This window comes from Mycobacterium florentinum (genome assembly GCF_010730355.1).
GTDB lineage: Bacteria > Actinomycetota > Actinomycetes > Mycobacteriales > Mycobacteriaceae > Mycobacterium > Mycobacterium florentinum.
Map to the genome: position 1 here is coordinate 4,257,731 of NZ_AP022576.1, position 25,403 is coordinate 4,283,133.

25 protein-coding genes are annotated in these 25,403 nt (G+C 66.7%); 13 read left to right on the forward strand and 12 right to left on the reverse strand.

What is annotated here, in order from left to right; translation table 11 throughout:
- Positions 1 to 176: 176 nt before the first annotated feature.
- Complete coding sequence (locus G6N55_RS20145; RefSeq protein ID WP_232078800.1) at positions 177 to 2,000, forward strand: fatty acyl-AMP ligase; 1,824 nt, start codon at positions 177 to 179, stop codon at positions 1,998 to 2,000.
- Here the strand turns inward: G6N55_RS20145 and G6N55_RS20150 are convergent.
- Genes G6N55_RS20150 through fadD3 form a run of 5 tightly spaced genes read right to left on the reverse strand, consistent with a single transcriptional unit; the run spans position 1,990 to position 7,729 of the window.
- Positions 1,990 to 3,111 carry a pyridoxal phosphate-dependent aminotransferase gene (locus G6N55_RS20150; RefSeq protein WP_085223925.1) on the reverse strand — a complete coding sequence of 374 codons (1,122 nt, stop codon included), beginning with the start codon at positions 3,109 to 3,111 and terminating at the stop codon, positions 1,990 to 1,992. The genes G6N55_RS20145 and G6N55_RS20150 overlap by 11 nt on opposite strands.
- 44 nt (positions 3,112 to 3,155) lie before the next feature.
- Entirely contained in the window at positions 3,156 to 4,106 is a 951-nt protein-coding gene (ipdE2, locus tag G6N55_RS20155; protein WP_085223347.1) for an acyl-CoA dehydrogenase IpdE2, read from the reverse strand.
- Entirely contained in the window at positions 4,103 to 5,053 is a 951-nt protein-coding gene (locus G6N55_RS20160) for an acyl-CoA dehydrogenase family protein (protein WP_085223349.1), read from the reverse strand. Before G6N55_RS20160 ends, ipdE2 begins: the two co-directional genes overlap by 4 nt.
- Positions 5,050 to 6,195, reverse strand: a complete 1,146-nt coding sequence (locus G6N55_RS20165) for an acyl-CoA dehydrogenase family protein (RefSeq protein ID WP_085223351.1) — start codon at positions 6,193 to 6,195, stop codon at positions 5,050 to 5,052. The genes G6N55_RS20160 and G6N55_RS20165 overlap by 4 nt, the downstream gene beginning before the upstream one ends.
- A gap of 1 nt (position 6,196) precedes the next feature.
- Positions 6,197 to 7,729, reverse strand: a complete 1,533-nt coding sequence (gene fadD3 / locus G6N55_RS20170) for a 3-((3aS,4S,7aS)-7a-methyl-1,5-dioxo-octahydro-1H-inden-4-yl)propanoate--CoA ligase FadD3 (protein WP_085223353.1) — start codon at positions 7,727 to 7,729, stop codon at positions 6,197 to 6,199.
- Positions 7,730 to 7,903: 174 nt separating this feature from the next.
- On the opposite strand from fadD3, the gene ipdE1 reads away from it, so the two are divergent.
- From ipdE1 to fadA6, 4 genes are read left to right on the forward strand one after another with little or no spacing between them, the layout of a single operon-like run.
- The gene (gene ipdE1 / locus G6N55_RS20175; RefSeq protein WP_085223355.1) at positions 7,904 to 9,052 is read left to right on the forward strand and encodes an acyl-CoA dehydrogenase IpdE1; all 1,149 of its coding nucleotides are present in this window, start codon (positions 7,904 to 7,906) and stop codon (positions 9,050 to 9,052) included.
- Positions 9,049 to 9,837, forward strand: coding sequence for a (5R,7aS)-5-hydroxy-7a-methyl-1-oxo-2,3,5,6,7,7a-hexahydro-1H-indene-carboxyl-CoA reductase (ipdF, locus tag G6N55_RS20180; RefSeq protein WP_085223357.1), 789 nt, complete (start codon positions 9,049 to 9,051; stop codon positions 9,835 to 9,837). The genes ipdE1 and ipdF overlap by 4 nt, the downstream gene beginning before the upstream one ends.
- A gap of 42 nt (positions 9,838 to 9,879) precedes the next feature.
- A complete protein-coding gene (kstR2, locus tag G6N55_RS20185) occupies positions 9,880 to 10,482 on the forward strand; it encodes a TetR family transcriptional regulator KstR2 (RefSeq protein ID WP_085223359.1) in 603 nt (200 codons plus the stop codon).
- A gap of 1 nt (position 10,483) precedes the next feature.
- On the forward strand, positions 10,484 to 11,644 hold the full coding sequence (gene fadA6, locus G6N55_RS20190; RefSeq protein WP_085223361.1) for a steroid 3-ketoacyl-CoA thiolase FadA6: 1,161 nt from the start codon (positions 10,484 to 10,486) through the stop codon (positions 11,642 to 11,644).
- Between the two features lie 142 nt (positions 11,645 to 11,786).
- Here the strand turns inward: fadA6 and ipdC are convergent, their stop codons facing one another.
- From ipdC to echA20, 4 genes are all read right to left on the reverse strand, one after another.
- Entirely contained in the window at positions 11,787 to 12,857 is a 1,071-nt protein-coding gene (gene ipdC / locus G6N55_RS20195) for a (3aS,4S,5R,7aS)-5-hydroxy-7a-methyl-1-oxo-octahydro-1H-indene-4-carboxyl-CoA dehydrogenase (RefSeq protein ID WP_085223363.1), read from the reverse strand.
- A gap of 106 nt (positions 12,858 to 12,963) precedes the next feature.
- The gene (ipdB, locus tag G6N55_RS20200) at positions 12,964 to 13,707 is read right to left on the reverse strand and encodes a cholesterol ring-cleaving hydrolase subunit IpdB (RefSeq protein ID WP_085223364.1); all 744 of its coding nucleotides are present in this window, start codon (positions 13,705 to 13,707) and stop codon (positions 12,964 to 12,966) included.
- Positions 13,704 to 14,588 (reverse strand): cholesterol ring-cleaving hydrolase subunit IpdA, encoded by an 885-nt coding sequence (ipdA, locus tag G6N55_RS20205; protein WP_085223366.1) that lies wholly within the window; start codon positions 14,586 to 14,588, stop codon positions 13,704 to 13,706. The genes ipdB and ipdA overlap by 4 nt, the downstream gene beginning before the upstream one ends.
- On the reverse strand, positions 14,585 to 15,343 hold the full coding sequence (gene echA20 / locus G6N55_RS20210; RefSeq protein WP_085223368.1) for a (7aS)-7a-methyl-1,5-dioxo-2,3,5,6,7,7a-hexahydro-1H-indene-carboxyl-CoA hydrolase: 759 nt from the start codon (positions 15,341 to 15,343) through the stop codon (positions 14,585 to 14,587). The genes ipdA and echA20 overlap by 4 nt, the downstream gene beginning before the upstream one ends.
- 65 nt (positions 15,344 to 15,408) lie before the next feature.
- Between echA20 and G6N55_RS20215 the strand changes: the two genes are divergently transcribed.
- Both G6N55_RS20215 and G6N55_RS20220 read left to right on the forward strand, forming a co-directional pair.
- On the forward strand, positions 15,409 to 16,206 hold the full coding sequence (locus tag G6N55_RS20215; RefSeq protein WP_139826928.1) for an SDR family oxidoreductase: 798 nt from the start codon (positions 15,409 to 15,411) through the stop codon (positions 16,204 to 16,206).
- A gap of 14 nt (positions 16,207 to 16,220) precedes the next feature.
- Positions 16,221 to 17,126 (forward strand): SDR family oxidoreductase, encoded by a 906-nt coding sequence (locus tag G6N55_RS20220; RefSeq protein WP_085223370.1) that lies wholly within the window; start codon positions 16,221 to 16,223, stop codon positions 17,124 to 17,126.
- A gap of 98 nt (positions 17,127 to 17,224) precedes the next feature.
- Here G6N55_RS20220 and G6N55_RS20225 read toward each other — a convergent pair whose 3' ends face one another.
- Genes G6N55_RS20225 through G6N55_RS20235 form a run of 3 tightly spaced genes read right to left on the reverse strand, consistent with a single transcriptional unit; the run spans position 17,225 to position 19,232 of the window.
- The gene (locus tag G6N55_RS20225) at positions 17,225 to 17,671 is read right to left on the reverse strand and encodes a nitroreductase family deazaflavin-dependent oxidoreductase (RefSeq protein WP_085223372.1); all 447 of its coding nucleotides are present in this window, start codon (positions 17,669 to 17,671) and stop codon (positions 17,225 to 17,227) included.
- 6 nt (positions 17,672 to 17,677) lie between these two features.
- Complete coding sequence (locus tag G6N55_RS20230) at positions 17,678 to 18,064, reverse strand: hypothetical protein (RefSeq protein WP_036471762.1); 387 nt, start codon at positions 18,062 to 18,064, stop codon at positions 17,678 to 17,680.
- A 4-nt stretch (positions 18,065 to 18,068) separates the two neighbouring features.
- Positions 18,069 to 19,232: a steroid 3-ketoacyl-CoA thiolase gene (locus tag G6N55_RS20235; RefSeq protein ID WP_085223373.1), complete on the reverse strand. Its 1,164-nt coding sequence runs from the start codon at positions 19,230 to 19,232 to the stop codon at positions 18,069 to 18,071.
- Between the two features lie 121 nt (positions 19,233 to 19,353).
- Between G6N55_RS20235 and G6N55_RS20240 the strand changes: the two genes are divergently transcribed.
- The 6 genes from G6N55_RS20240 to G6N55_RS20265 are packed head-to-tail and all read left to right on the forward strand — an operon-like array spanning position 19,354 to position 25,294.
- Positions 19,354 to 20,604, forward strand: coding sequence for a cytochrome P450 (locus G6N55_RS20240; protein WP_085223375.1), 1,251 nt, complete (start codon positions 19,354 to 19,356; stop codon positions 20,602 to 20,604).
- Positions 20,604 to 21,626: an acyl-CoA dehydrogenase family protein gene (locus G6N55_RS20245; RefSeq protein ID WP_085223377.1), complete on the forward strand. Its 1,023-nt coding sequence runs from the start codon at positions 20,604 to 20,606 to the stop codon at positions 21,624 to 21,626. The genes G6N55_RS20240 and G6N55_RS20245 overlap by 1 nt, the downstream gene beginning before the upstream one ends.
- Positions 21,617 to 22,780, forward strand: coding sequence for an acyl-CoA dehydrogenase FadE29 (fadE29, locus tag G6N55_RS20250; protein WP_085223379.1), 1,164 nt, complete (start codon positions 21,617 to 21,619; stop codon positions 22,778 to 22,780). The genes G6N55_RS20245 and fadE29 overlap by 10 nt, the downstream gene beginning before the upstream one ends.
- The gene (locus tag G6N55_RS20255) at positions 22,777 to 23,727 is read left to right on the forward strand and encodes a bifunctional MaoC family dehydratase N-terminal/OB-fold nucleic acid binding domain-containing protein (RefSeq protein WP_085223381.1); all 951 of its coding nucleotides are present in this window, start codon (positions 22,777 to 22,779) and stop codon (positions 23,725 to 23,727) included. Before fadE29 ends, G6N55_RS20255 begins: the two co-directional genes overlap by 4 nt.
- On the forward strand, positions 23,724 to 24,125 hold the full coding sequence (locus tag G6N55_RS20260) for a MaoC family dehydratase (RefSeq protein WP_085223383.1): 402 nt from the start codon (positions 23,724 to 23,726) through the stop codon (positions 24,123 to 24,125). The genes G6N55_RS20255 and G6N55_RS20260 overlap by 4 nt, the downstream gene beginning before the upstream one ends.
- The gene (locus tag G6N55_RS20265; RefSeq protein WP_085223385.1) at positions 24,125 to 25,294 is read left to right on the forward strand and encodes a lipid-transfer protein; all 1,170 of its coding nucleotides are present in this window, start codon (positions 24,125 to 24,127) and stop codon (positions 25,292 to 25,294) included. The genes G6N55_RS20260 and G6N55_RS20265 overlap by 1 nt, the downstream gene beginning before the upstream one ends.
- Positions 25,295 to 25,403: the final 109 nt, after the last annotated feature.

Here is a 25,403-nt window from a genome sequence, read left to right on the forward strand (position 1 = left end):
GTCGTTTGGCAAATGATGCCGTATCGTCCAGGCGGTGCTACCAGGAGGCGAGTAGTGACAAATGCGCCGATAGTGGCCCGATCGTGATCTCCGCCATAGCGAACCGGTGCGGCGAATAGCACATACGCCTATTAATCTGTCCTACCGTGAGTCGGGATCTTTGTTTGGAGGATGTTGTGCCCACCTTGGGCGATGCGGAGGCTTTCGCGTCCCATGAGGGCGCAATCGTCGTACCCGAGGGCCTGACGCTGACGTCGTATTTCGACAAGAACCGCGCCAACCATGGGGACAGTCCGGCATACCGCTTCCTCGACTACTCGCACGACCCCGATGGGCGGCCCGTGGTGCTCAGCTGGAACGAGCTGTGGACCCGCGTATGCTCCATCGGCGCGCGCCTGCAGCAGGTCACCAAGCCGGGGGATCGGGTGGCGATCCTCGCGCCGCAGGGCCTCGACTATGTAGCCGCGTTCTTCGGCAGTGTCTACGCGGGCAATATCGCGGTGCCGCTGTTCGCGCCCACGATGTCGGGGCATGCCGAGCGGCTGGCCGCGGTGCTGGAGGATGCCCGGCCCGCCGCGGTCTTGACCACGACCGCCGTTGCCGAGTCTGTTCGCACGTTCATCCGGACGCTGGCGCCCAACGAGCGGCCGCGGATGATCGCGGTGGACGCGCTGCCGGAGACGCTCGGTTCGATGTTCACCGGCGCGGACCTGCACACCGACGACATCGCCTACCTGCAGTACACCTCGGGCTCGACGCGGTCACCGGCCGGGGTGGAGATCACCCATCGGTCCGTCTACACCAACGCCATGCAGATGGTCATGACCGGTGGATTGGACGTGGACGTCAGAACCGTGAGCTGGTTACCCCTGTTTCACGACATGGGGCTGATGATGATCATGTTCACGGCGTTCTTCGGAGCGCACGTCACGATCATGGATCCGATGGCGTTTCTTCGGCGGCCTTACCGCTGGATCAAGCAACTGGGCATCGAGTCGACCTACGGCCGCACCTTCGCGGCGGCGCCGAACTTCGCCTTCGAACTGACGTCCGAGCGTGGCCTGCCGCCGGCTGGCGAGACGCTCGACCTCAGCAACGTCGTCTGCATCCTCAACGGGTCCGAGCCCGTCACGATGTCGGCGATCGTGAAGTTCACCAACGCGTTTGCTCCCTACGGTCTGCCCGCGAATGCGGTCAAGCCGTCCTACGGGATGGCCGAAGCGACGCTTTCGGTGGCCAGCATCTCCCAGGAGGCCTCGGCCAGCGTCGTCTACCTCGACCGTGAGCAGCTCGGCGCCGGCCGCGCGGTGATCGTGTCGCCCGAAGACCCCAACGCGGTCGCGCAGGTGTCGTGTGGGCAGCCGATCCCCGATCAGTGGGCGGTGATCGCCGACCCCGACGGCGCCGAGGTGTCCGACGGCACCGTGGGCGAAATCTGGTTACAAGGCGCCAACATCGGCCGCGGCTATTTCGGGCGCGAGGACGAAACACGACGCGTCTTCGGCAACAAGCTGCAGTCCCGGCTCCACCGCGGCAGCCACGCCGAGGGCGCCGCCGACAACGGCTGCTGGTTGGCGACCGGTGATCTCGGCGTCTACCTCGACGGCGAGTTGTATCTGACCGGCCGGATCAAGGACTTGGTCATCATCGACGGTCGCAACCACTATCCGTTCGACATCGAGACCACGGTCAGCGACTCTTCGCCCGCCATCCGCACCGGCTACGTCGCCGCCTTCTCCGTGCCCGCCGACATCCTCGGATCTACCGATGGAGGCTCCGGCGAGCAGCTGGTGATCGTGGCCGAGCGGGCCGCGGGCGCGGGCCGTACCGATCTGAGCTCGATCGCCGACATCGTGCGGGCGGCGATTTCGCGAAACCACCAGGTCCGCGTCGCCGATGTGCGGCTGGTGGCCGCGGGCACCATCCCGCGCACGACGAGCGGCAAACTCGCCCGCAGTGCCGCCCGGGCCGAGTACCTCGCGGGCAAGTTCAACCGCTGACCGAGAGCCACGGCCCCATTCGGTGCAGGGCTTCTTCGATGTCGCTCGTCGGTCCGGCGAACGACAGCCGGACGAACCTGTTGCCTCGGGTGGTGTCGAAGTCGATGCCCGGGGCGATCGCAACACCGGTGTCGGCCAACAGCTTTGAACAGAACGCGAGCGAATCGTCGGTGAAGTCTGAGACGTCGGCGTAGACGTAGAACGCCCCGTCGGTCGGCGCCAGCCGGTCGACGCCGATTCGGCGCAGCCCGTCCAGCAGCAGCGAGCGGTTGACCGTGTAGTGCTTCAGGTTGCCTTCGGCTTCCGCGATGGCCTCCGGGGTGAACGCGGCCACCGCGGCGATCTGTGGCAGTACGGGCGGGCAGATGGTGAAGTTGCCGGTCAGGCAGTCCACCGCGCGACGCAGCTCGGGCGGCACCAGCAACCAACCGAGCCGCCAGCCGGTCATCGCATAGTACTTGGAAAAGCTGTTGACCACCACGGCATTTCGCGACGTCTGCCAGGCGCTGCTGGTTTGCGGAGCGCCCTCGTAGACCAGCCCGTGGTAGACCTCGTCGCTGATCAGCCGTACGCCGGAGGCGTCACACCACGCCGCGATCGCAGCCAACTCTTCGGGAGGTATGACGGTGCCGGTCGGATTGGCCGGGCTGGCGACGATGACGCCGCGCACCGGCGGGTCGAGTTCGGCGAGCATCCGCGTGGTGGGCTGAAATCGGGTTTCGGGACCACACTCGATCTCCACCACCTCGCATCCCAACGCCGACAGGATGTTCCGGTAGCACGGGTAGCCGGGGCTGGCCAGCGCCACCCGATCCCCGATGTCGAAACACGCCAGAAAAGCCAGCAGAAACCCGCCCGAGGAACCCGTGGTGACTACCACCGCGTCGGATTCGACGGAGATACCGTGTAGCCGTTGGTAATTCGCCGCGATCGCCGCGCGCAGCTCGGGAATGCCCAAGGCCACGGTGTAACCCAGCTGATTGGCTTGCACAGCCGCCGCTGCGGCCGCCCGGATCGGTTCCGGAGCACCCACGCTGGGCTGCCCTGCCGACAGGTTGACCAGATCGCCGTGGCTGCGCTGGCGCTCCGCGGCCGCCAGCCAGACATCCATCACGTGGAATGGCGGGATGCCGGCGCGCAGCGCGACGGAGGCGTTCACGACGTTTCGAGCACCTCGGATTCCAGTTGGCGCAACACTTCTCGCGGCGAGCCAAGCAGCTGGGCGCTGCCGTGCGCGCGTTTGAAGTATAAGTGCATGTCGTGTTCCCAGGTGATCGCGATGCCCCCGTGCAGCTGGATGCCCTCGCTCGCCACGGTACACAGCGCCTCGCTGGCGGCCAGCCGAGCCGTCGCGGCGTTGGTGGGCGTGGGGTCGTTGCATGCGTCGTTCACCACGGCCTTGGCCGCGGCGATCGCGACATACAGATCGGCCATCCGATGTTTGAGCGCCTGGAAGCTACCGATCGGCCTGCCGAACTGCACACGGCTCTTGGTGTATTCGACCGTCAGTTCCAGGCATCGTTCGGCGGCCCCGATCTGCTCGGCTGCCAGCAGAATGGCAGCGGTGTCCGCCAGGCCGGGGTCGGGGCCCAACGCGACCGCCTCCTCGGGCCGGACTCGCGCCAGCCGCCGGGTGGGGTCCATCGGGGTCACGGACTGCGCCCCGAATCGGGTCCACCTGCTCAGTTCGCCGTCGGCCGCGGCGACGACGACGTCGGCGATGTCGCCGTTGACGACGTAGTCCGCGTCGAGCACCAGCGCCCCGATCGAGCTGCCCGCGGCCAGGGCCTCCAGCGTTTCGGCGTCCGGCTCGGACGCGGCCAGCAGTGCGAGCTCCGCCAATGTGGTGCCCAGCAGCGGGGAGGGCACCAGCGCACGGCCGAGTTCTTGCAGAACGGTTGCGGCATCGGCTAATTCACCGCCGGCTCCGCCCAGCTCCTCGGGGATCACCAGCGCTGCGGCGCCGACCTGTTCGCACAGCAGCTGCCACAGTGATTCGTCGTAGCCGCGCTCGGATTCGATCGCGGTGCGTACGGCCGCCGGGTTGGCGTGTTTGGTGACCAGCGCGGCGACGGTTTCGCGCAGCAGCTCGCGTTCTTCGGTCATAGTGCCTCCAACACTCGGCGCCGGTGCGCCTCCGGCGTGCCCCAGGCCGACCGCAGCGCCTGCACCCGCAGCAGCCATAGTGACAGGTCGTGTTCCTGGGTGAAGCCGATTGCGCCGTGGGTCTGCAATGCCGAGCGGGCGGCCAGCAGGCCGGCGTCGGACGCCGCGGCTTTGGCCGCGCTGACGTCGCGCTCGGCGTTGGTGTCGTCGGCAAGCGCCAGGGCTGCGCCGTACACCAGCGGGCGCGCCAGTTCGATCGCGATGTGCACGTCGGCCAGCTTGTGTTTGATCGCCTGATAGGAGCCGATCACCCGGCCGAACTGCGTGCGCTGCTTGGCGTATTCGACGGTATAGTTCAGCAGCGCCTCGGCGGCGCCGACCAGCTGGGCCGCGGTGGCCAGCGCGCCGAACTCATAGGCGCGCTTGACATCCGCTTGCCAGGTTGCACCGCTTGCCGTCACGTCGTACAAGCGCCGGCTCGGGTCGACGGACCGGTGGCACTCACCCGCGGCCGCCTCGCTGACGCCGTCGCCGGTGGCCAGCAACACCAGTCCGGCGGCTTCGGCGTCGACCGCGCGGGGCGTGTGCGGCGGCAGCGCGACGGTGGCGATCAGATCGCCGGAGGACAATTCGGCGCTGCGCTCGTCGGCGGCGAGCAGAATCGGTGCCACGGCAATGGATTCGGCGACGGGGCCGGGCACGCACCATCGCCCGAGGCGTTCGAGCGCGACCACCAGGTCGACCGGGTGGGCGTCGAGGCCGTCGTATTTCTCCGACACGGCCAATGCGGTGACGCCGAGGTTGGCCAGCTGCTCCCACACCAAGCGGGCGGGCGCGATGTCGCCGTCGGCCCACGCGCGTATCGCGCCCGGCAGGTCCGCCGCACCGAGCGCCGCGTCAATGCTGGCCGCGAAGTCGCGTTGCTGTTCGTCGAGCGCAAATTTCACTTCTTGCCTCCCGACTTTTCGCGCGGCAGACCCAGCAGCCGCTCGGAGATGATGTTGCGCTGAATCTCGTTGGTACCGGCATAGATTGGGCCACCCAGCGCGAACAGCAAGCCATCGGTCCACGGCCCGGCAAGCTCCCCGTCGGCGCCCCGGATGTCGAGCGCGGTCTGGTGGATCGCCACGTCCAGGTCGGACCAGAACACCTTGGTCACCGACGATTCGGCACCCAGCTCGCCGCCGGCGGCCAGCCGGGTCACCGTGCCGAACGTCTGCAGCCGGTAGGCCTGCGCCTTGATCCAGGCGTCGGCGACCCGATCGGCGAATTCGGTGGCCGACCCGTTGTCTTTCCACAGCTGCACCAGTCGCTCGGTGGCCGCGAGGAAGCGGGCCGGGCTGCGCAGCGACATCCCGCGCTCGTTGCTCGACGTGCTCATGGCGGCGCGCCAGCCGTCGTTGGGGTTGCCGATGACGTCCTCGTCGGGCACGAAGACGTCGTCGAGGAAGATCTCGCCGAAGCCGGTGTCCCCGCCCAACTGGACGATGGGCCGCACGGTGACGCCCTTGGCCTTCAGGTCGAACATCAAGTACGTCAACCCGTTGTGCCGTTCCGCTGCGGGGTCGGAGCGGAACAGCCCGAAGCCCATCTCGGCGAACGGAGCCCGCGAGCTCCAGATCTTCTGTCCGTTCAGCAGCCAGCCGCCGTCGGTCCTGGCCGCGGTGGACCGCAACGACGCCAGGTCGCTGCCGGACTCGGGCTCCGACCATGCCTGCGCCCAGATCTGTTCGCCGCTAGCCATTTTCGGCAAGATCCGGTCCAGCTGCTCGTCGGTGCCATGCGCGAACAGGGTCGGCGCCAGCATCGAGATGCCGTTGGCGCTGGCCCGGCCCGGGGCTCCGGCGCGGAAATACTCCTCTTCGTAGACCACCCAGTGCAGCAGCGAGGCGTCGCGGCCGCCGTACTTCTTCGGCCAGTTGATCACCGACAGGCCGGCGTCGAACAGCACCTTGTCCCAATGGCGGTGCTGGGCAAAGCCTTCCGCGTTGTCGTAGGATTCGGTCGGGATCGACTCGGCATTGGCCGAGAGGAATTCCCGCACCTCGTCCCGGAAGGCCAATGTCTCTTCATCTAGTTCCAGATCCAATTCAGGCCAACTCTCGCAGTTGTGGTTTGAGCACCTTGCCGCCCGCGTTGCGCGGCAACTCGTCGACGAACCGCACCGAGCGCGGTGCCTTGAAGTTCGCCAAATGGTCACGGGTGTAAGCGATTACCGACTCCTCGTCGAGGTTCGCGCCGGGGCGGGCCACCACGAACGCGCGGCCGACCTCGCCGAGGCGCTCGTCGGGAACCCCGATCACCGCGGCGTCGGCCACTCCGTCGAGCCGGGCGAGCACCTGTTCGATCTCGGCGGGGTAGACGTTGAATCCGCCGCAGATGTACATGTCCTTGAGCCGGTCGGTGATGCGCAGGTTGCCGTTGTTGTCGAGGACGCCGATGTCGCCGGTGTGCAGCCAGCCGTCGGTGTCGATCGCCGCGGCGGTGGCCGCCGCGTCGTCGAGGTAGCCCAGCATCACGTTCGGCCCGCGCAGCAGCACCTCGCCCGATTCGCCGGGAGCCGCCGCCCCGTCGATGCGCAATTCGAAGTCGGCGAACGGGCGCCCGCAGGTGGTCGCGACGGTCACCGCGTCGTCGTCGGCGCGGCAACTGGTGCCCATCCCGTTGGCCTCGGTGAGGCCGTAGGCGGTCAGCACGATGTCGATGTCGAGCTCGGATTGCATGCGCTCCACCAGCACAACCGGGACGGTTGCCGCACCGGTGACGGCGAACCGCAGCGAGCTCAGGTCGTAGTCGCCGCGCGCCGGGTGGTCGAGCAGGGTCTGGTAAATCGTTGGCGGCCCGGGCAATACGGTGATGCGATGCTGCTCGATCGCCTGTAGGGCGCGCAGCGGATCGAATGTCAGGTGCGGGATCAGGGTGGCGCCGGTCTGCAGGCAGGCCAGGATCCCGGCCTTGTAGCCGAAGTTGTGGAACATCGGGTTGATGCACAGGTAGCGGTCGTCGCTGGTCATCTTGCCGTTGGCGGCCCAGGACGCCGAGGCCGACAGCGATTGCCGGTGCGCGCACAGCACGCCCTTGCTGCGGCCGGTGGTGCCGGACGTGAACAGGACGTCGCTGACGTCGTCGGGTGCGACGCCCGACGCGCGGGCGATCACCGCGTCGGTGTCTGTGCCGCGTTCGATGAATTCGTCCCAGGTTCCGTCGTCCGCGTCGATCGGTATCCGGACGATGTGCCGCAGCGCGGGCAAGGCGGCGCGGTCCAGATCGGCGAGACGATCGTTGCCGAGGAATTGGCCCATTCCGAACAGCACCGGCGCCTCGGTGCGCGCCAGGATGTCGCTGGCCTCCGAAGCGGTGTAGCGGGTGTTCAGCGGCACCATCGCGGCGCCGGCATGGTGGATCGCCAGGCAGGCGACCACCCAATGCCAGGAGTTCGGCGACCAGATGGCCACCCGGTCCCCCGCCCTGACATCCAGCGCGATCAGCGCGGCGGCCGCGCGATGCACCTCGTCGCGCAACTGGGTGGCGGTGAACGACCGGTCGTCGGTGATCAGGGCGTCATGATCGGGAAACTGGTCCACGAAACGATCCAGCGCCGCGGGAATGGTGCGCGGAGTCATCTGCGACGCTCGCCGCCGCCGAAACTTAAACCATTGCGACCCTGCGCGGCGTGTCGTCGCAGACGTTTCAGTGTCGCGGCGTGGCGCATGGAGCCATTCCTCCTCCCCGGTTGCACGGCGGCCTTTGGCGACGCTCCTAACAAAGCAAGTGCTTGGTAGGTTAGCCTACAGGGCATGCAGGACGTCGAGGAGTTCCGGGCGGAGGTCCGCCAGTGGCTCGCCGACAATCTGGTCGGCGAATTCGCAGCGCTCAAGGGTCTCGGCGGTCCCGGGCGCGAACACGAGGCATTCGAAGAGCGCCGGGCATGGAATCAGCATCTCGCCGCGGCGGGACTGACCTGCCTGGGGTGGCCGGTCGAGCACGGCGGCCGGGGGCTGTCGACCGCGCACCGGGTGGCGTTCTACGAGGAGTACGCCAAGGCCGACGCACCGGACAAGGTCAACCACTTCGGCGAGGAACTGCTCGGCCCGACGCTGATCGCGTTCGGCACGCCCGAGCAGCAGCAGCGCTTCTTACCCCGCATCCTCGACGTCACCGAGCTGTGGTGTCAGGGCTATTCGGAACCGGGCGCCGGCAGCGACCTGGCCAACGTCGCAACCACCGCCGAACTCGATGGCGACGAGTGGGTGATCAACGGCCAGAAGGTGTGGACGTCGCTGGCGCACTGGGCGCAGTGGTGCTTTGTGGTTGCCCGCACCGAGAAGGGCTCCAAGCGACATTCCGGGCTGTCGTATCTGCTGGTGCCGCTGGAGCAGCCCGGGGTGGTGATCCGCCCGATCGTCCAGCTGACCGGCGACTCGGAATTCAACGAGGTCTTCTTCGACGACGCCCGCACCGAGGCTCACCTGGTAGTAGGCGAGCCGGGTGACGGCTGGCGCGTCGCGATGGGAACGCTGACCTTCGAGCGTGGTGTCTCGACATTGGGGCAGCAGATCCGTTACGCCCGTGAGCTTTCCAATCTGGTCGAGGTCGCACAGCGCAACGGCGCCGCCGACGACCCGTTCATCCGGGAACGGCTGACCCGGGCCTGGACCGGCCTGCGGGCCATGCGCAGCTACGCGCTGGCCACGATGGACGTCGAGCAGCCGGGTCAGGACAATGTGTCGAAGTTGTTGTGGGCCAACTGGCATCGCGATCTGGGCGAGCTGGCGATGGACATCGTCGGCAAGCCCGGCCTGACCCTGGCCGACGGAGAATTCGACGAGTGGCAGCGGCTGTTTCTGTTCACCCGCGCCGACACCATCTACGGCGGATCCAACGAGATCCAGCGCAATATCATCGCCGAGCGGGTGCTCGGCCTACCCCGGGAGGTCAAGGGATGAGTTTGGCCGAAGCGCCGAAAGAGATTGCCGGACACGGACTCCTGACCGGCAAGGTGGTTGTCGTGACCGCGGCCGCGGGCACCGGCATCGGCTCGGCGACCGCGCGCCGGGCCCTGGCCGAGGGTGCCGATGTGGTGATCTCCGACCACCACGAGCGACGGCTGGGAGAAACCGCCGAGGAGCTGTCCGCGCTGGGCCAGGGGCGCGTCGAGCACGTGGTGTGCGATGTGACGTCCACGGCTGCGGTCGACGCGCTGATCGACTCGGCCACCGCCCGGCTGGGGCGCATCGACGTGCTGGTCAACAACGCCGGGCTGGGCGGTCAGACGCCGGTGGTCGACATGACCGACGAGGAGTGGGACCGCGTCCTGAACGTGACGCTGACGTCGGTGCTGCGCGCCACCCGTGCGGCACTGCGGTACTTCCGCGACGCGCCGCATGGCGGGGTGATCGTCAACAACGCCAGCGTGCTGGGCTGGCGGGCGCAACATTCGCAGTCGCACTATGCGGCCGCCAAGGCCGGGGTGATGGCCCTGACTCGTTGCAGCGCAATCGAAGCCGCGGAATACGGGGTGCGGATCAACGCGGTCTCGCCGAGCATCGCGCGGCACAAGTTTCTGGAGAAGACGTCGTCGTCGGAGCTGCTGGACCGGCTGTCGGAAGGCGAGGCGTTCGGCCGGGCCGCCGAGCCGTGGGAAGTAGCGGCCACCATTGCCTTCTTGGCCAGCGATTACTCGAGCTACCTCACCGGCGAGGTCATCTCGGTGTCCAGCCAGCATCCGTGATCCCGGGTGGCCAAGCAAGCGCTTGGTTGATACTCTGATCGGATGGACCGAGTGCCCGGTCAGGCCAACAGCCGACGAGACGAGCTGCTAGAGCTCGCCGCGTCGATGTTCGCGGAGCGGGGCCTGCGCGCCACCACGGTGCGCGACATCGCCGACGGCGCCGGCATTCTGTCCGGCAGCCTGTATCACCATTTCTCCTCCAAAGAGGAGATGGTCGATGAGTTGCTGCGCGAGTTCCTCGACTGGCTGTTCGCCCGCTACCGCGAGATCGTCGACAGCGAAACCGACCCGCTGGAGCGGCTCAAGGGGCTGTTCATGGCCTCGTTCGAGGCGATCGAGCACCGGCACGCGCAGGTCGTCATCTACCAGGACGAGGCGCAACGGCTGCTGTCGCAGCCGCGCTTCGCCTACATCGAGGACATGAACCGCCAACAACGCAAGATGTGGGTCGAGTTGCTGCATCAGGGCGTCGACGAGGGCTGCTTCCGGCCCGATCTGGACGTCGATCTCGTCTACCGATTTATCCGTGACACCACCTGGGTGTCGGTGCGCTGGTATCGACCCGGCGGACCGCTCACCGCAGAGCAGGTGGGCCAGCAATATCTCGCCATCGTGCTTGGCGGGATCACCAAAGAAGGAGTCTGAAATGGCTGAGGCGTACGTCATCGATGCTGTGCGTACCGCGGTGGGCAAGCGCAATGGCGCACTGGCCGGGATCCATCCCGTCGACCTGGGCGCTCACGCGTGGCGCGGATTGCTCGACCGCGTGGATGTCGACCCCGCAGCCGTGGAAGATGTGATCGCCGGCTGCGTGGACGCGATCGGCGGGCAGGCGGGCAACATCGCCCGGCTTTCGTGGCTGGCGGCCGGCTACCCCGAAGAGGTCCCCGGTGTCACGGTGGACCGGCAGTGTGGTTCCAGCCAGCAGGCGGTTTCCTTTGGCGCGCAGGCGATCATGGCGGGCACGGCCGATCTGATCGTGGCCGGCGGCATGCAGAACATGAGCTGGATCCCGATCTCGTCGGCGATGACGGTCGGCGAGCAGTTCGGCTTCACCTCGCCGACCAACGAGTCCAAGCAATGGCTGCACCGCTACGGCGATCAAGAGATCTCCCAGTTCCGCGGCGCCGAGCTGATCGCCGAGAAGTGGAACATCTCGCGTGAAGAGATGGAGCAGTACTCGCTGACCAGCCACGAGCGTGCGTTCGCGGCGATTCGCGGCGGCCACTTCGACAACGAAATCATCACCCTGGAAACAGAATCCGGGCCGTTCCGGGTCGACGAGGGCCCACGCGAGTCGTCGCTGGAGAAGATGGCCGGCCTCAAGACCCTGGTCGAGGGCGGGCGGCTGACGGCCGCGATGGCCAGCCAGATCTCCGACGGTGCCAGTGCGGTGCTGCTGGCTTCCGAGCAGGCGGTCAAGGACCACAAGCTGACGCCCCGCGCCCGCATCCACCACATCAGCGCCCGCGCGGCCGACCCGGTGTTCATGCTTACCGGGCCCATTCCGGCGACCCGTTACGCGCTGGAGAAGACCGGGCTCTCGATCGGCGACATCGACACCGTCGAGATCAACGAGGCGTTCGCCCCGGTGGTGATGGCGTGGCTCAAGGAGGTCAAGGCCGACCCGGAGAAGGTCAACCCCAACGGCGGCGCGATCGCGCTCGGCCACCCACTGGGTGCCACCGGCGCAAAGCTGTTCACCACCATGCTCAACGAGCTCGAGCGCATCGGCGGCCGCTACGGGCTGCAGACGATGTGCGAGGGCGGCGGCACGGCCAACGTCACGATCATCGAGCGGCTCTAGCCCGTTGTGCCGCAGTGCGACACTCGCCATCGTGTTTGAGTGTTGCACTGCGGCTTTGAGTGTGGCCTCAGGGCGGGCTTTTTGCTGATTCCCCGCCGTGGCGCAACACTCCGCGCTTTGGCGGGCCTAGCCCTCAGCGGGCCTAGCCCTCGATTAGTCCGGACGCGGCCTGTAGGTGCTCGATCGCGTCCCGCACGACCGACTCGATCAGCTCGGCGCACGACGGCAGGTCCTCGAGAATGCCGGCAACCTGTCCAGAAGCCAGCACTCCGGCCTCGGTGTTGCCATCAACGAGCCCGGCTTTCAACAGCATTGGTGTATTGGCCGCCATCACCACCTGGGCTATGGTCATTTCCTTGCCGTGCCGCATCGCCAGGCCGTCGGAGATCATCGACTTCCACGTCATTCCCGACATGTGCTTGAACTTGGCGGCATTGCGCACGGCAGCGGTCAAACCCCTTATCGGCGTGCCATTTTCCAGCTTCTCGACCAGCCCGGTGCGCAGCACTCGGTGCGGCATACCGTCGACGCGTGTGGTGACCACGGTGCCGTCTAGCGCCGATTCCAGATAGCGGCGCTTCACCGCGTCGGGCACGGTGGAATCCGACGTCAGCAGAAACCTGGTGCCCATCGCGACCCCGGCCGCGCCGTAGGACAACGCCGCGGCCAGCCCGCGCCCGTCGAAGAAGCCACCCGCCGCGATCACCGGAATGCCGGTGCCCTTAACGGCGTCGAGCACCGACGGCAACAGCAGCGTGGTGGCGACGGGCCCGGTGTGCCCACCGCCCTCGCCGCCCTGCACGATCATCGCGTCGGCGCCCCAGCTCGCGACCTTGCGCGCGTGTTTGGCCGCGCCGATCGACGGGATGACCACCGCCCCAGCCTCTTTGAGGCGGGCGATCAGCTCCTGCTTGGGCGCCAGCGCGAACGACGCCACCTTCACGCCTTCGCGGATCATCAGCTCGACCCGATCGCCGGCATCCGCGGCGTCCGCGCGCATGTTCACGCCGAACGGCTTGTCGGTGGCGGCCTTGACCTTGCCGATGGCCGTGGCCAACTCGTCGAGTGTCATCGTGGCCGACGCCAAGATGCCGAGCCCGCCCGCGTTGGCGGTGGCCGCCACCAGCCGCGCTCCGGCCACCCAGCCCATCCCGGTTTGCACCACCGGGTGCTCGACGCCGACCAGCTCGGTCAGCGGCGTGCGCAGCTTCATAGCCACCGCCGACGATGCAGTGGGGGCACCCCCAGCCGCGCAGCGGCGAGGGGGACGGAGCGATGAGGTGGGGGTACCGCCCGCTCGCGGGGGAGAGGCGGAATAATCATGAGCGTATCTCTCGGTCGCGCAATGCTTTCGGATCGATCGTCTCGCGAATCAAACTCAGTTCGTCGTCGGTCGGCAGCCGGGTCTCCTCGGCGCCGTCCAGCCCGTGGATCTCAAACGACGTGTTCTCCCGCACCTCGTCGGCCGAAACCCCCGGGTGCAGCGACACGGCCCGCATGGTGCGGTCCGGCCCGCCGAAATCGAACACGCCGAGGTTCGACACCACGCGGTAGGTGTTGGCGAACCGAAACGCCGGATTGTCGGCATCCACGTTGTCCCAGCCGATTCCGCAGACGATGTCGACCTTCTCGCAGAACACCCGCTTGGAGTGGTTGCCGACCCAGTAACTGGTCGCATGGTTGATGGCGTTGCCGGGCGCGCCGCGGACTCCGAACATCTGCCGCTTGGGCTGCTGCAGCGGTCCGAACGCCGAGATGTTCTGATTGCCAAAGCGGTCAACCTGATTGGCGCCCATCACAACGTGGCGTCGGCCCCAGGCCAGCGTCTCGAAGACACGACCGAACGGCATCCATCCCTCGACGGCGCCCGAGGCGCCCAGCGCCGGCGTATCGGCCAGCAGCTGTGCCTCGCCGTCTGTCAGCAGGATGTCGGGGGAGAAGGTCAGCCGGGCCAGCCGAGCGCCGACCGAGGCCATATTCGTCATCGGGCTGACCATGATCTCGCCGGCGTCCCGGAACAGTTCGGCGCAGGCGACCGCGCACACTTCGGCTCGGGTGCTCACTTGGCTGCCTCCTCTGCGAAAGTGCGCACGGCTGATTGATATTCGGCCTCGCCGCCGGAAAGGTAGGTGGCGACGAACTGCTGCCAGCCCTCTTCGGTCGAAGCGGCCTCGGCGTAGTGTCGCTGGAATTTCTCGTCGCGGCCGTAATCGGGTGCGGCGGTGGTGAAGTGGGCGCCGTTCGGTGCTTCCACGACGCCGTCGACCATCATCCGGTTCACCAGCAGTGCCTGGGGCGGCACCGCCTTGATCAGCTCTTGGGTGGACACCACGCGTTCCACCGACAGGTAGCGCTTCTCGGCGGCCATCAAGAACAGGTCGTCGAAGTAGGGGTCGATGCCGGTGTAGGCCGCATTGCCTTGACTGTCACCGAGATTGAGGTGCGCGAACGCCGCGTCCAGGCGCAGCGCCGGCATCGCGATCAGCGTCTCGTGCCCGCCGCCGGGTGCGTCATACGGACTGGTCACCGTCTTGAGCTCGCCCTCCCAGAAGTCCAGCACCGAGCTGCCCAGCCCGGCGCGAATCGGCAGGAACGGCAAGCGTTGTGCGGCCGCCTGCAGGCCGCATCGCAGCATGCCCTCGTCCATCTCCCGGGCCTCGATCTCACCGGCGCTGCGCGCCTTGGCGAACCACGGGTCGTAGAAGGGCGGTGAGTCCAGCGAGACGAACCCGTAGTAGACGCGCTTGACCTTGCCCGCCGAGCAGAGCAGCCCGAGGTCGGGTCCGCCGTAGGTGACGACGGTCAGGTCCTTGATGTCGGTGCGGAGCATGGCGCGCACGAACGCCATCGGCTTGCGCCGTGACCCCCAGCCGCCGATGCCGATGGTCATGCCGCTGCGCAGCCCGGCGACGGCCTCGTCGAGCGTGGTTCTCTTGTCGCTCAAGACTTCTCACCCTTCGTCGTACCGGCAAACGCGTCGCGGTGCTCGTCAGACACCCCGGCGAGGTTGAGCTCGAACGTAAAGCCTTGTTCCATGCGGTAACTCGAGTTGACTCGCTGCACGTCGATCAGGTTCAGCGCCTCCTTGGCCGCGCGGATCACACGGGTGTCTTTGGCGGCGATATCGCGGGCGACCCGCAGGGCGGCCTCGTCGAGCTCGTCGCGCGGGACCACCTCGTGCACCGAACCGAAGTGGTGCAGGGTCGCGGCGTCCACGGTGGCCGCGGTGAAGAACAGCCGCCGCATCATGTGCTGGGGGACCAGTCGCGACAGGTGCGTGGCCGCGCCCAGTGCGCCGCGTTCCACCTCGGGCAGCCCGAAGGTGGCGTCGTCGGAGGCGACGATCACGTCGGCGTTGCCGACCAGGCCGATGCCGCCGCCCACGCAGAATCCGTTCACCGCCGCGATCACCGGCACCGCGCATTCGTAGACCGCCCGGAATGCGTGGAAGCACCCGCGGTTGGCGTCGATGAGGGCGGTGAAGCCCTCGGTGCGCTGCATCTCCTTGATGTCGACGCCCGCGTTGAATCCGCGGCCTTCGGCGCGCAGGATCACGGCGTGGGTCTCGGGGTTGGCCCCGGCGGCGGTGATCGCGTCGCCGAGCTCGAACCAGCCTTGCGACGGGATGGCATTGACGGGCGGGTAGTCAACGGTGACCGCGACTATGCCCGGTTCTGTGCTGGTGGATGTGATGGTCAATTGGCACTTCCTCGTGAAATTGAGGCCGACTACCTAAGCAAGCACTTGCTTGGTACGCTAGCACAGTGACTCGCGCCGAAGCAGGCCCCCTTTCTGCGGGAGCCATCAATTTGGGATTGGCCGGGCGGGTGGTTCTGGTGACGGGTGGCGTCCGCGGGGTGGGCGCCGGAATCAGTGCGGTATTCGCCGAGCAGGGCGCGACGGTGATCACCTGCGCGCGCCGTGCGGTCGACGGGCTGCCGTACGAATTTCACTCGTGCGACATCCGCGACGAGGAAGCGGTCCAGGCGTTGATCGACACGATCGTCGAGCGCCATGGTCGGCTCGACGTCGTCGTCAACAACGCCGGCGGGTCGCCCTACGTGCTGACCGCGCAGTCCAGCCCCAAGTTCAACCGCAAGATCATCGAGCTCAATCTCATTGGTGCGCTGCTCGTTTCGCAGTTCGCCAACGAGAAGATGCAGGCCCAGCCCGGCGGCGGGTCGATCGTCAACATCTGCAGCCTGAGCGGCCGGCGGCCCTCCCCGGGCACCGGCGCGTACGGGGCGGCGAAGGCTGGGCTGGAAAGTCTGACCCAGACGCTGGCGGTGGAATGGGGACCCAAGGTCCGGGTGAACGCGTGCGTGGTCGGCATGGTCGAGACCGAACAGGCCGACCTTTTCTACGGCGACGCCGAGTCGATCGCCGCGATCTCCAAGAATGTGCCACTGGGCCGGATGGCCAAGCCCGAAGATGTCGGTTGGGCCGCAGCATTTTTGGCGTCCGACGCGGCGTCCTACATCAGCGGTGCCTCGTTAGAGGTGCACGGCGGTGGCGAGCCGCCACATTATCTGGCCACAACGAACGCCAGCGCGATCAAGTAGAGGAGACAACAAATATGGGCGTGGTCGACGGCCGTGTCGTCATCGTCACCGGAGCGGGCGGCGGGATCGGTCGCGCGCATGCACTGGCCTTCGCGGCCGAGGGCGCGCGCGTGGTCGTCAACGACATCGGTGTGGGTCTCGATGGCTCTCCGGCGGGCGGCGGCAGCGCCGCGCAGGGCGTGGTGGATGAAATCACCGCTGCCGGTGGGGAAGCCGTGGCCAACGGATCCAATGTCGCCGATTGGGATCAAGCCGCCGCGCTGATCCAGACCGCGGTCGATACGTTCGGCGGTCTGGACGTGTTGGTGAACAATGCCGGCATCGTGCGCGACCGGATGATCGCGAACACCAGCGAAGAGGAGTTCGACGCCGTCACCGCCGTGCACCTCAAGGGCCACTTCGCCACGATTCGGCACGCCGCGTCGTACTGGCGCGGGTTGTCCAAAGAGGGCAAAACCGTTGACGCACGGATCATTAACACCAGTTCGGGCGCCGGCCTGCAGGGCAGCGTCGGGCAGGGCAACTACAGCGCGGCCAAGGCGGGCATCGCGGGATTGACGCTGGTCGCCGCCGCCGAGATGGGCCGCTACGGCGTCACGGTCAACGCGATCGCGCCGTCCGCGCGCACCCGGATGACCGAGACCGTCTTCGCCGAGATGATGGCCACCCAGGACCAGGCGTTCGATGCGATGGCTCCGGAAAACGTGTCGCCACTTGTTGTTTGGCTGGGCAGCGTCGAATCCCGGGACGTCACCGGGAAGATCTTCGAAGTCGAGGGCGGCAAGATCCGCATCGCCGAGGGCTGGGCGCATGGGCCGCAGATCGACAAGGGCGACCGCTGGGATCCCGCCGAGCTGGGGCCCGTCGTCGCCGACCTGCTGGCCAAGTCGCGGCCGCCCGTCCCCGTCTACGGGGCGTAGCGCCTAACTAGGGGTACCTCCACTAGCGCCGAACGTGCTCTGGTGGCTGGATTTTCGCCGACTTCCCACCACCAGTGCACGCTCGGCGAAAACGCGGCTTAAGGGTCGCAGATGACGACCGGGATCACCCGGTCGGTCCAGGATTGGTAGTCGTCGAAGTTCGGATACATCGCCACCAGCTTGGGCCAATACTTGTTTTTCTCCTCGGCGGTTGCGTCACGCGCCTGCAGCGCCAGCACCTCGTCCTTGATCTGCACGGTCACTTTGGGATTGGCCTTGAGGTTCAGGTACCACATCGGGTGCTTGTCGCGGCCGCCCTGGGAGGCGACCAGTATGACGCGGTCGCCGTCGCGCAGGTAGAGCAGCGGACTCACCCGCGGCTCACCGGTTTTGCGGCCCGTCGTCGTCAGCAGCGCGACCGGGCTCTTCTGGAACACGCCGCCGAGCTTTCCGTTGCTGCGCTTGTAGATCCACGCGTTGCCTTTCGACATCCACTTGATAAAGAAGCCGACCACCGGCGAATTGAGAGATTTTGGCTTTTCCATGTTTTCCTAGCGCTGAATGAAGGGGTGGAACCGAACCTTGATGTGGTGGATTTCGGCTTGCCCGCTTGGACTTTCGGCGGGGATGACGAACGTCTCGTCCACCCGTGCGCCCACCCGGCGGCCGCCGAACGCCGCCTTGGTCAGCACCTCGTAGCGGGCACGCACCTCGTCGCCGGTGATGGAAAAGTCCGGCGGCGTCGTCTCGGCGAGGAGCCGGTACTGCGGTCCGCGATTGAGGCTGCGCCGCAGGTGGTTTCCGGAGAAGCCGTTCTTGAACCCCTGCTCGATGCGGGTGCATCCGGGCGCGAACGGAACCGCATCGCCGGTATGGCTGACAAGCGCATCGATGTATGCCCGCGCCGCGGCGATGCGGTTCTGCTCGGAGACGATCAATGCGTTAGATGCGCTCGATGATGGTGCCGGTGGACAGCGCGCCGCCGGCGCACATCGTGATCAGCGCGGTGGTCTGATCGGTGCGCTCCAGTTCGTGCAGCGCGGTGGTGATCAGCCGGCTGCCGGTGCTGCCCACCGGGTGGCCCAACGCGATCGCCCCGCCGTTGACGTTGACCTTGTCCATGTCGGGGTTGTGCACCCGCGCCCAGGACAGCACGACCGACGCAAAGGCCTCGTTGATCTCGGTGATGTCGATGTCGCCCATCTTCATGCCGGCCTTCTCCAGCACCTTGGCGGTCGACTGCACGGGGCCGTCCAGGTGGTAGTACGGCTCGGCGCCGACCAGCGCTTGGCTGACGATGCGGGCCCGGGGCTTTAGGCCCAGCGCCTTGGCCTTGTCCTCGTCCATCCACAACACCGCGGCCGCACCGTCGGAGATCTGCGACGACGTACCCGCCGTGTGGATCCCGCCCTCGAGCACCGGCTTCAGCGAGGCCAGGCCCTCCAGCGTCGTCTCGCGCAGGCCCTGGTCCTTGGTCACGACGTGGCGGTCGCTGGTCGGCTGCTTGTTCTCGTCGAGCACGGGCGCCTCGATGCCGCTGATCTCGCGGTCGAACCGGCCCTCGGCCCACGCCTGCTGGGCCTTGCGCTGCGAGTCGAAGCCGAACTGGTCGATGTCCTCGCGCGTGATGCCGCGACGTTTGGCGATGCGCTCGGCGGCGGTGAACTGATCGGGCAGATCGATGTCCCACGACGCCGGCCGCAGGATCCCCCGATCGGGGCCGGCGTTGGCGCCCAGCCCGACGCGGCTCATCGCCTCGATGCCACACGCGATGCCGATGTCGATGGCACCGGCCGCGATCAGGCCCGCCACCAGACCGTTGGCCTGCTGGCTGCTGCCGCACTGGCAGTCGACAGTCGCCGCGCCGACGTGGTCGGGCAGGCCCGCGACGAGCCAGCTGACGCGGGTGATGTTGTTGGACTGCTCGCCGAACTGCGTGACGCAGCCGCCGATGATCTGCTCGACGTCGCCGGCGTCGATGCCGGCCTTCTCCACAAGAGCCTTCTGCGTGGCCCCCAACAACTCGGTGGCGTGCAGACCAGATAGCCAGCCGTTCCGCTTACCGATGGGGCTGCGAGTGGCTTCAACGATGACAGGGTTACCCATTCCGTCAGGCTAGAACACGTTTCATTAGTCTGACAAGCGAGGATGGTGACCTGCCTTTTATCTGCGCAGAGGTCGTGTTTTACTGGCACTAGAACACGTTGCAATTGAGGAGCGCACGCACATGGCACCCCCCAACATTCCCGCAGACTTCGATTTCCTTGACCCCGACGTCAACCTCGCCGGGCTGCCCGTCAAGGAGCTCGCCGAGCTACGCAAGGCCGAGCCGATCCACTGGGTCGACATCCCGGGCGGTTCGGGCGGCTTCGAGGACCACGGCTACTGGATCGTCACCAAGCACGCCGACGTCAAAGAGGTGTCGCGCCGCAGCGACGTCTTCTCGAGCTGGTTGAACGGCGCGATTCCGACCTGGCCGCCCGAGATGAAGCGCGAGCAGGTCGAACTGCAGCGCAGCGTGATGCTCAACATGGACGCCCCCCACCACACCCGGTTGCGCAAGATCATCTCCCGCGGGTTCACCCCACGGGCCATCGGTCGCCTGGAGGCCGAACTGGCCCAGCGCGCCGAGAACATCGCCAAGAGCGCCGCGGCGGAGGGTGGCGGCGACTTCGTCGAACAGGTCTCGTGCGAGCTGCCGCTGCAGGCCATCGCGGGCCTGCTCGGTGTCCCGCAGGAGGACCGCGACAAGCTGTTCCGCTGGTCCAACGAGATGACCGGTGGCACCGACCCCGAGTACGCCACCGTTGACCCCGCGCAGTCGTCGATGGAACTGATCGCCTACGCCATGGCCATGGCCGAGGAGCGCGGCAAAAACCCCACCGACGACATCGTCACCACGCTCATCCAGGCCGACATCGAGGGCGAAAAGCTCTCCGACGACGAGTTCGGGTTTTTCGTGGTGATGCTCGCGGTGGCCGGCAACGAGACCACCCGCAACTCGATCACCCACGGCATGATCGCATTCGCCAACAACCCCGATCAGTGGGAGCTGTTCAAAAAGGAACGGCCCGCCACCGCGGCCGACGAGATCATCCGGTGGGCCACCCCGGTGTCGGCGTTCCAGCGCACCGCCAACGAGGACGTCGAGTTGGGTGGCGTGCTGATCAAGAAGGGGCAGCGGGTGGTGATGTCCTACCGGTCGGCCAACTTCGACGAAGACGTCTTCGAGGACCCGCACTCGTTCAACATCTTGCGCGATCCGAATCCGCACGTCGGCTTTGGCGGCACCGGCGCGCACTACTGCATCGGCGCGAACTTGGCCCGCATGACGATCAACCTGATCTTCAACGCGGTTGCCGATCAGATGCCGGACATCACGTCGGTCGGCGAACCCGAGCGGCTACGGTCAGGGTGGCTCAACGGCATCAAGCACTGGCAGGTCGACTACACGGGAAAGAGTGCGGTGACGTCTTAATGGACTTCGATCTCACTGCGACGCAACAAGCCGTCGCGGATGTGGCTACGTCGGTACTCGAAAGGGATTTGGGCTGGGACGCTTTGGTCAGTGGGGGTGTGACGGCGCTTCCGGTGCCCGAGCGCCTCGGCGGCGACGGCGTCGGGCTGCCCGAGGTCGCCACGGTGCTGACCGAGGTGGGCCGCCACGGCGCCGTCACGCCGGCGCTGGCCACACTGGGCTTCGGTGTGCTGCCGCTGCTGGATCTGGCATCCGATGAACAGCAGGACCGGTTCCTGGCCGGCTTGACTAAAGGGGCCAAGGGTGGGGTGCTGACCGCGTCACTCAACGAGCCCGGCTCGGCGCTGCCCGACCGGCCCGCCATCACCTTCGCCGACGGGCGGTTGTCGGGCACCAAAGTCGCTGTGGCCTATGCCGAACAAGCAGATTGGATCATCGTGACGGCCGACAGCGCGGTCGTCGTGGTGTCGCCGAAGGCCGAGGGTGTGGAGTTGGTTCGCACCCCGACGTCGAATGGCTCCGAGGAGTACACGGTGACGTTCGCCGCGGTAGCGGTTCCCGACACCGACGTGCTGGCCGGCGCCACCGCGCGCCGCGTCAATGAGCTGGCGCTGGCGGCGATCGGCGCCTTCACCGACGGGCTGGTTGCCGGGGCGCTGCGGCTGACCGCGGACTACGTGGCCGGGCGCAAGCAGTTCGGCAAGCCACTGTCGACCTTCCAAACCGTCGCGGCGCAGCTGGCCGAGGTGTACATCGCTTCGCGCACCATCGATTTGGCGGCGAAGTCGGTGGTCTGGCGCCTGTCCGAGGGCCGGGACGCCGACGACGACTTGGACGTGCTCGGTTACTGGATCACGTCGCAGGCCCCGCCGGTGATGCAGATCTGCCATCACCTGCACGGCGGCATGGGCATGGACATCACCTACCCCATGCACCGGTACTACTCGACGATCAAAGACCTGGCCCGGCTGCTGGGCGGGTCGTCTCATCGTCTCGACCTGGTGGGAGCGCAATGTTCATAGACCTGACTCCCGAGCAGCGGGCGCTGCAAGCGGAGCTTCGCGAATACTTCTCGAATCTCATTTCGCCCGAAGAGGCGAAGGCGATGGAGTCCGACCGTCACAACGAGGCCTATCGTGCGGTGATCCGGCGCATGGGCCAAGATCGCAAGCTCGGCGTCGGATGGCCAAAGGAGTTCGGCGGCCACGGCTTTGGGCCGATCGAGCAGTCGATCTTCGTCAACGAGGCACACCGTGCCGACGTGCCACTGCCCGCGGTGACGCTGCAGACGGTCGGCCCAACCCTGCAGCAGTACGGCAGCGAGCTGCAGAAGAAGAAGTTCCTGCCCGCCATTCTGGCCGGCGAGGTGCACTTCGCGATCGGCTACACCGAGCCGGAGGCCGGCACCGACTTGGCGTCGCTGCGTACCACCGCCATACGGCAGGGTGACGAATACATCGTCAACGGCCAGAAGGTCTTCACCACCGGCGCGCACGACGCCGACTACATCTGGCTGGCCTGCCGAACCGACCCGGAAGCCGTTAAGCACAAAGGTATTTCGATCCTGATCGTCGACACCAAGGATCCCGGCTACTCCTGGACGCCGATCATCTTGTCCGACGGTGCCCACCACACCAACGCCACGTACTACAACGATGTGCGGGTGCCGGCCGACATGCTGGTCGGTGAGGAGAACGGCGGATGGCGGCTGATCACCACTCAGCTCAACAACGAGCGCGTGATGCTCGGCCCGGCGGGTCGCACCGCCGGCATCTACGACCGGTTGCACGCCTGGGCCTCCAAGCCCGGTGGCGACGGCGTCACGCCGATCGATCACTCCGACGTCAAGCGGGCGCTCGGTGAGATCTACTCGATGTGGCGGATCAACGAGCTGCTCAATTGGCAGGTTGCCGCGGCCGGTGAGGACATCAACGTGGCCGATGCCGCGTCGACGAAAGTCTTTGGCACCGAGAGCATTCAGTACATCGGGCGTCTCGCCGAGGAAATCGTCGGCAAATACGGCAACCCGGCCGAGTCGGACACCGCGGAGCTGCTCGAGTGGCTCGACTCGCAAACCAAGCGCAATCTGGTGATCACCTTCGGTGGAGGCGTGAACGAGGTGATGCGTGAAATGATCGCGGCATCCGGCCTTAAAGTGCCGAGGGTGCCTCGATGACCGATATCAAGGAAGCGGTTGCGGAGATCACCGCCACCGTCGTCGCGAAGCCGCGCGACGCCCGGGATCCGGTGAACCAGCCGATCATCAACAACTGGGTGGAAGCGCTCGGCGATCGCAACCCGATCTATGTGGACGAGGCCGCCGCCAAGGCCGCCGGTCATCCGGGAATTGTCGCGCCGCCGGCCATGATTCAGGTGTGGACGATGTTCGGTCTGGGTGGGGAACGCCCGACCGACGACCCGATGGGTCCGATCATGCAGCTGTTCGACGACGCCGGCTACATCGGGGTGGTCGCCACCAACTGCGAGCAGACCTATCATCGGTACCTGCGTCCGGGCGAGCAGGTCACCATCCATTCCGAGATGCGCGACGTCGTCGGACCCAAGCAGACCGGTCTCGGTGAGGGCTGGTTCATCAACCAGCACATCACCTGGCGGGTCGGCGACGAGGACGTCGCCGAGATGGCTTGGCGCATTCTGAAATTCAAGCCGCGCGAGGATGCTTCGGCGTCGTCGGTGCCGGACGACCTGGACGCCGACGCCATGATGCGTCCGGCGATGTCGCGTGACACCGCCTTCTTCTGGGAGGGTGTCAAGGCCCACGAGCTGCGCATCCAGCGGCGGCCCGACGGCAGCCTGCAGCACCCGCCGGTGCCGGCGGTCTGGCAGGACAAAGTCGAGCCCATCGACTACGTGGTGGCCAGCGGTCGTGGCACGGTGTACAGCTACGTCGTGCACCACGCCCCGAAGGTGCCCGGGCGCACGTTGCCCTTCGTGATCGCGCTGGTCGAACTCGAAGAGGGCGTTCGTCTGCTCGGCGAACTGCGCGGCGTCGACCATGCCGAAATCAAAATCGGAATGCCGGTTCGCGCAACCTATATCGACTTCCCGGCCGGTGAATCCGGCCCGGAGTGGAGCCTTTACGCCTGGGAGCCGGACGCATGAGCGCACCTGTCGTGGAAGTGGGCACTATCCTGCCCGAACTCCAGCTGGAGGGTTCGCCGACTTTCATCATCTCAACGGCCCTGGCTACCAGGGACTTTCAGGACGTGCACCATGACCGGGACCTGGCGCAGGCCAAGGGTTCCAAGGATATCTTCGTCAACATCCTCACTGATACCGGGCTGGTGCAGCGCTATGTCACCGACTGGGCGGGGCCTACGGCGTTGATCAAATCGATCGGGCTGCGGCTCGGCGTGCCGTGGTATGCCTACGACACCGTGACCTTCTCAGGTGAGGTGACCGCAATCGATGATGGGTTGATCACGTTGAAGGTATTCGGCCGCAACAGCCTTGGCGACCACGTCATCGCGAATGTGACGCTGACGATCGGGGGTGCCTGATGTTGTCGGGTAAGGCCGCGATCGTCGGCATCGGCGCCACCGACTTCTCCAAGGACTCCGGCCGCAGTGAGCTGCGGCTGGCGGCCGAGGCGGTTCTGGATGCGTTGGACGACGCGGGGCTGAGCCCTGCCGACGTCGACGGGCTGACCACTTTCACGATGGATACCAACAAGGAGATCGCCGTCGCACGGGCGGCCGGAATCGGTGAGCTGAAGTTCTTCGCCCAGACGCATTACGGCGGCGGTGCCGCGTGCGGAACGGTCCAGCATGCCGCGATGGCCGTCGCGACGGGTGTGGCCGATGTCGTGGTGGCGTACCGCGCATTCAACGAGCGGTCCGGCATGCGGTTCGGTCAGGTGCAGACCCGGCTGGTGGGAGACGCTGGCGTACAGGCTGATTCGACATCAGCTGACAACTCCTTCTCGTACCCCCACGGGCTGTCGACGCCGGCGGCACAGGTCGCGATGATCGCTCAGCGTTACATGCACTGGTCGGGCGCGACGAGCCGCGACTTCGGCGCCATCTCGGTGGCCGATCGCAAGCATGCCGCCAAGAATCCCAAGGCTTACTTCTACGAGAAGCCGATCACCATTGAGGATCACCAGAATTCGCGGTGGATCGCCGAGCCGCTGCGGCTGCTGGACTGCTGCCAGGAGACCGACGGGGCGGTCGCGATCGTGGTGACGTCGGCGGAGCGAGCGAAGGATCTCAAGCATCGGCCGGCGGTCATCGAGGCGGCCTCACAGGGCTCCAGCCCCGACCAGTACACAATGGTCAGCTACTACCGCCCCGAACTGGGCCTGCCCGAGATGGGTGTGGTGGGCCGGCAGCTGTGGTCGCAATCGGGGCTTTCGCCGGCCGACATTCAGACCGCGATCCTCTACGACCACTTCACACCGTTCACGCTGATTCAGTTGGAGGAGTTGGGTTTCTGTGGTCGTGGCGAGGCCAAGGACTTCATCGCCAACGGTGCGGTCGAGGTGGGCGGACGACTGCCCATCAACACGCACGGCGGCCAACTTGGCGAGGCCTACATCCACGGCATGAACGGCATCGCGGAAGGCGTGCGACAACTGCGGGGCACTTCGGTGAACCCGGTGCCCGACGTCGAGCACGTGCTCGTCACCGCCGGAACCGGTGTGCCTACCTCCGGCCTCATCCTCGGCTAGTTTCCGGTTCGGCTTGGGTGCCGAGCGCCCGGCTGGCCGGGTGCTCGGATGCTTGGGCCCGGCTCGCCGGGCACTCGGCGACTGAAGTGACGCCGGTTGTATGGCATGC

Excerpts from the sequence above, each read along its gene's own strand:
- G6N55_RS20150 (WP_085223925.1), bottom strand. The coding sequence starts at position 3,111 with ATGGATGTCTGGCTGGCGGCCGCGGAGCGCCAGCGCAGCCACGGCGAT.
- ipdE2 (WP_085223347.1), bottom strand. The coding sequence starts at position 4,106 with ATGACCGAAGAACGCGAGCTGCTGCGCGAAACCGTCGCCGCGCTGGTC.
- fadD3 (WP_085223353.1), bottom strand. The coding sequence starts at position 7,729 with ATGACTCCGCGCACCATTCCCGCGGCGCTGGATCGTTTCGTGGACCAG.
- ipdE1 (WP_085223355.1), top strand. The coding sequence starts at position 7,904 with ATGCAGGACGTCGAGGAGTTCCGGGCGGAGGTCCGCCAGTGGCTCGCC.
- ipdF (WP_085223357.1), top strand. The coding sequence starts at position 9,049 with ATGAGTTTGGCCGAAGCGCCGAAAGAGATTGCCGGACACGGACTCCTG.
- kstR2 (WP_085223359.1), top strand. The coding sequence starts at position 9,880 with ATGGACCGAGTGCCCGGTCAGGCCAACAGCCGACGAGACGAGCTGCTA.
- fadA6 (WP_085223361.1), top strand. The coding sequence starts at position 10,484 with ATGGCTGAGGCGTACGTCATCGATGCTGTGCGTACCGCGGTGGGCAAG.
- ipdC (WP_085223363.1), bottom strand. The coding sequence starts at position 12,857 with ATGAAGCTGCGCACGCCGCTGACCGAGCTGGTCGGCGTCGAGCACCCG.
- G6N55_RS20220 (WP_085223370.1), top strand. The coding sequence starts at position 16,221 with ATGGGCGTGGTCGACGGCCGTGTCGTCATCGTCACCGGAGCGGGCGGC.
- G6N55_RS20225 (WP_085223372.1), bottom strand. The coding sequence starts at position 17,671 with ATGGAAAAGCCAAAATCTCTCAATTCGCCGGTGGTCGGCTTCTTTATC.
- G6N55_RS20235 (WP_085223373.1), bottom strand. The coding sequence starts at position 19,232 with ATGGGTAACCCTGTCATCGTTGAAGCCACTCGCAGCCCCATCGGTAAG.
- G6N55_RS20240 (WP_085223375.1), top strand. The coding sequence starts at position 19,354 with ATGGCACCCCCCAACATTCCCGCAGACTTCGATTTCCTTGACCCCGAC.
- G6N55_RS20245 (WP_085223377.1), top strand. The coding sequence starts at position 20,604 with ATGGACTTCGATCTCACTGCGACGCAACAAGCCGTCGCGGATGTGGCT.
- fadE29 (WP_085223379.1), top strand. The coding sequence starts at position 21,617 with ATGTTCATAGACCTGACTCCCGAGCAGCGGGCGCTGCAAGCGGAGCTT.
- G6N55_RS20255 (WP_085223381.1), top strand. The coding sequence starts at position 22,777 with ATGACCGATATCAAGGAAGCGGTTGCGGAGATCACCGCCACCGTCGTC.
- G6N55_RS20260 (WP_085223383.1), top strand. The coding sequence starts at position 23,724 with ATGAGCGCACCTGTCGTGGAAGTGGGCACTATCCTGCCCGAACTCCAG.
- G6N55_RS20265 (WP_085223385.1), top strand. The coding sequence starts at position 24,125 with ATGTTGTCGGGTAAGGCCGCGATCGTCGGCATCGGCGCCACCGACTTC.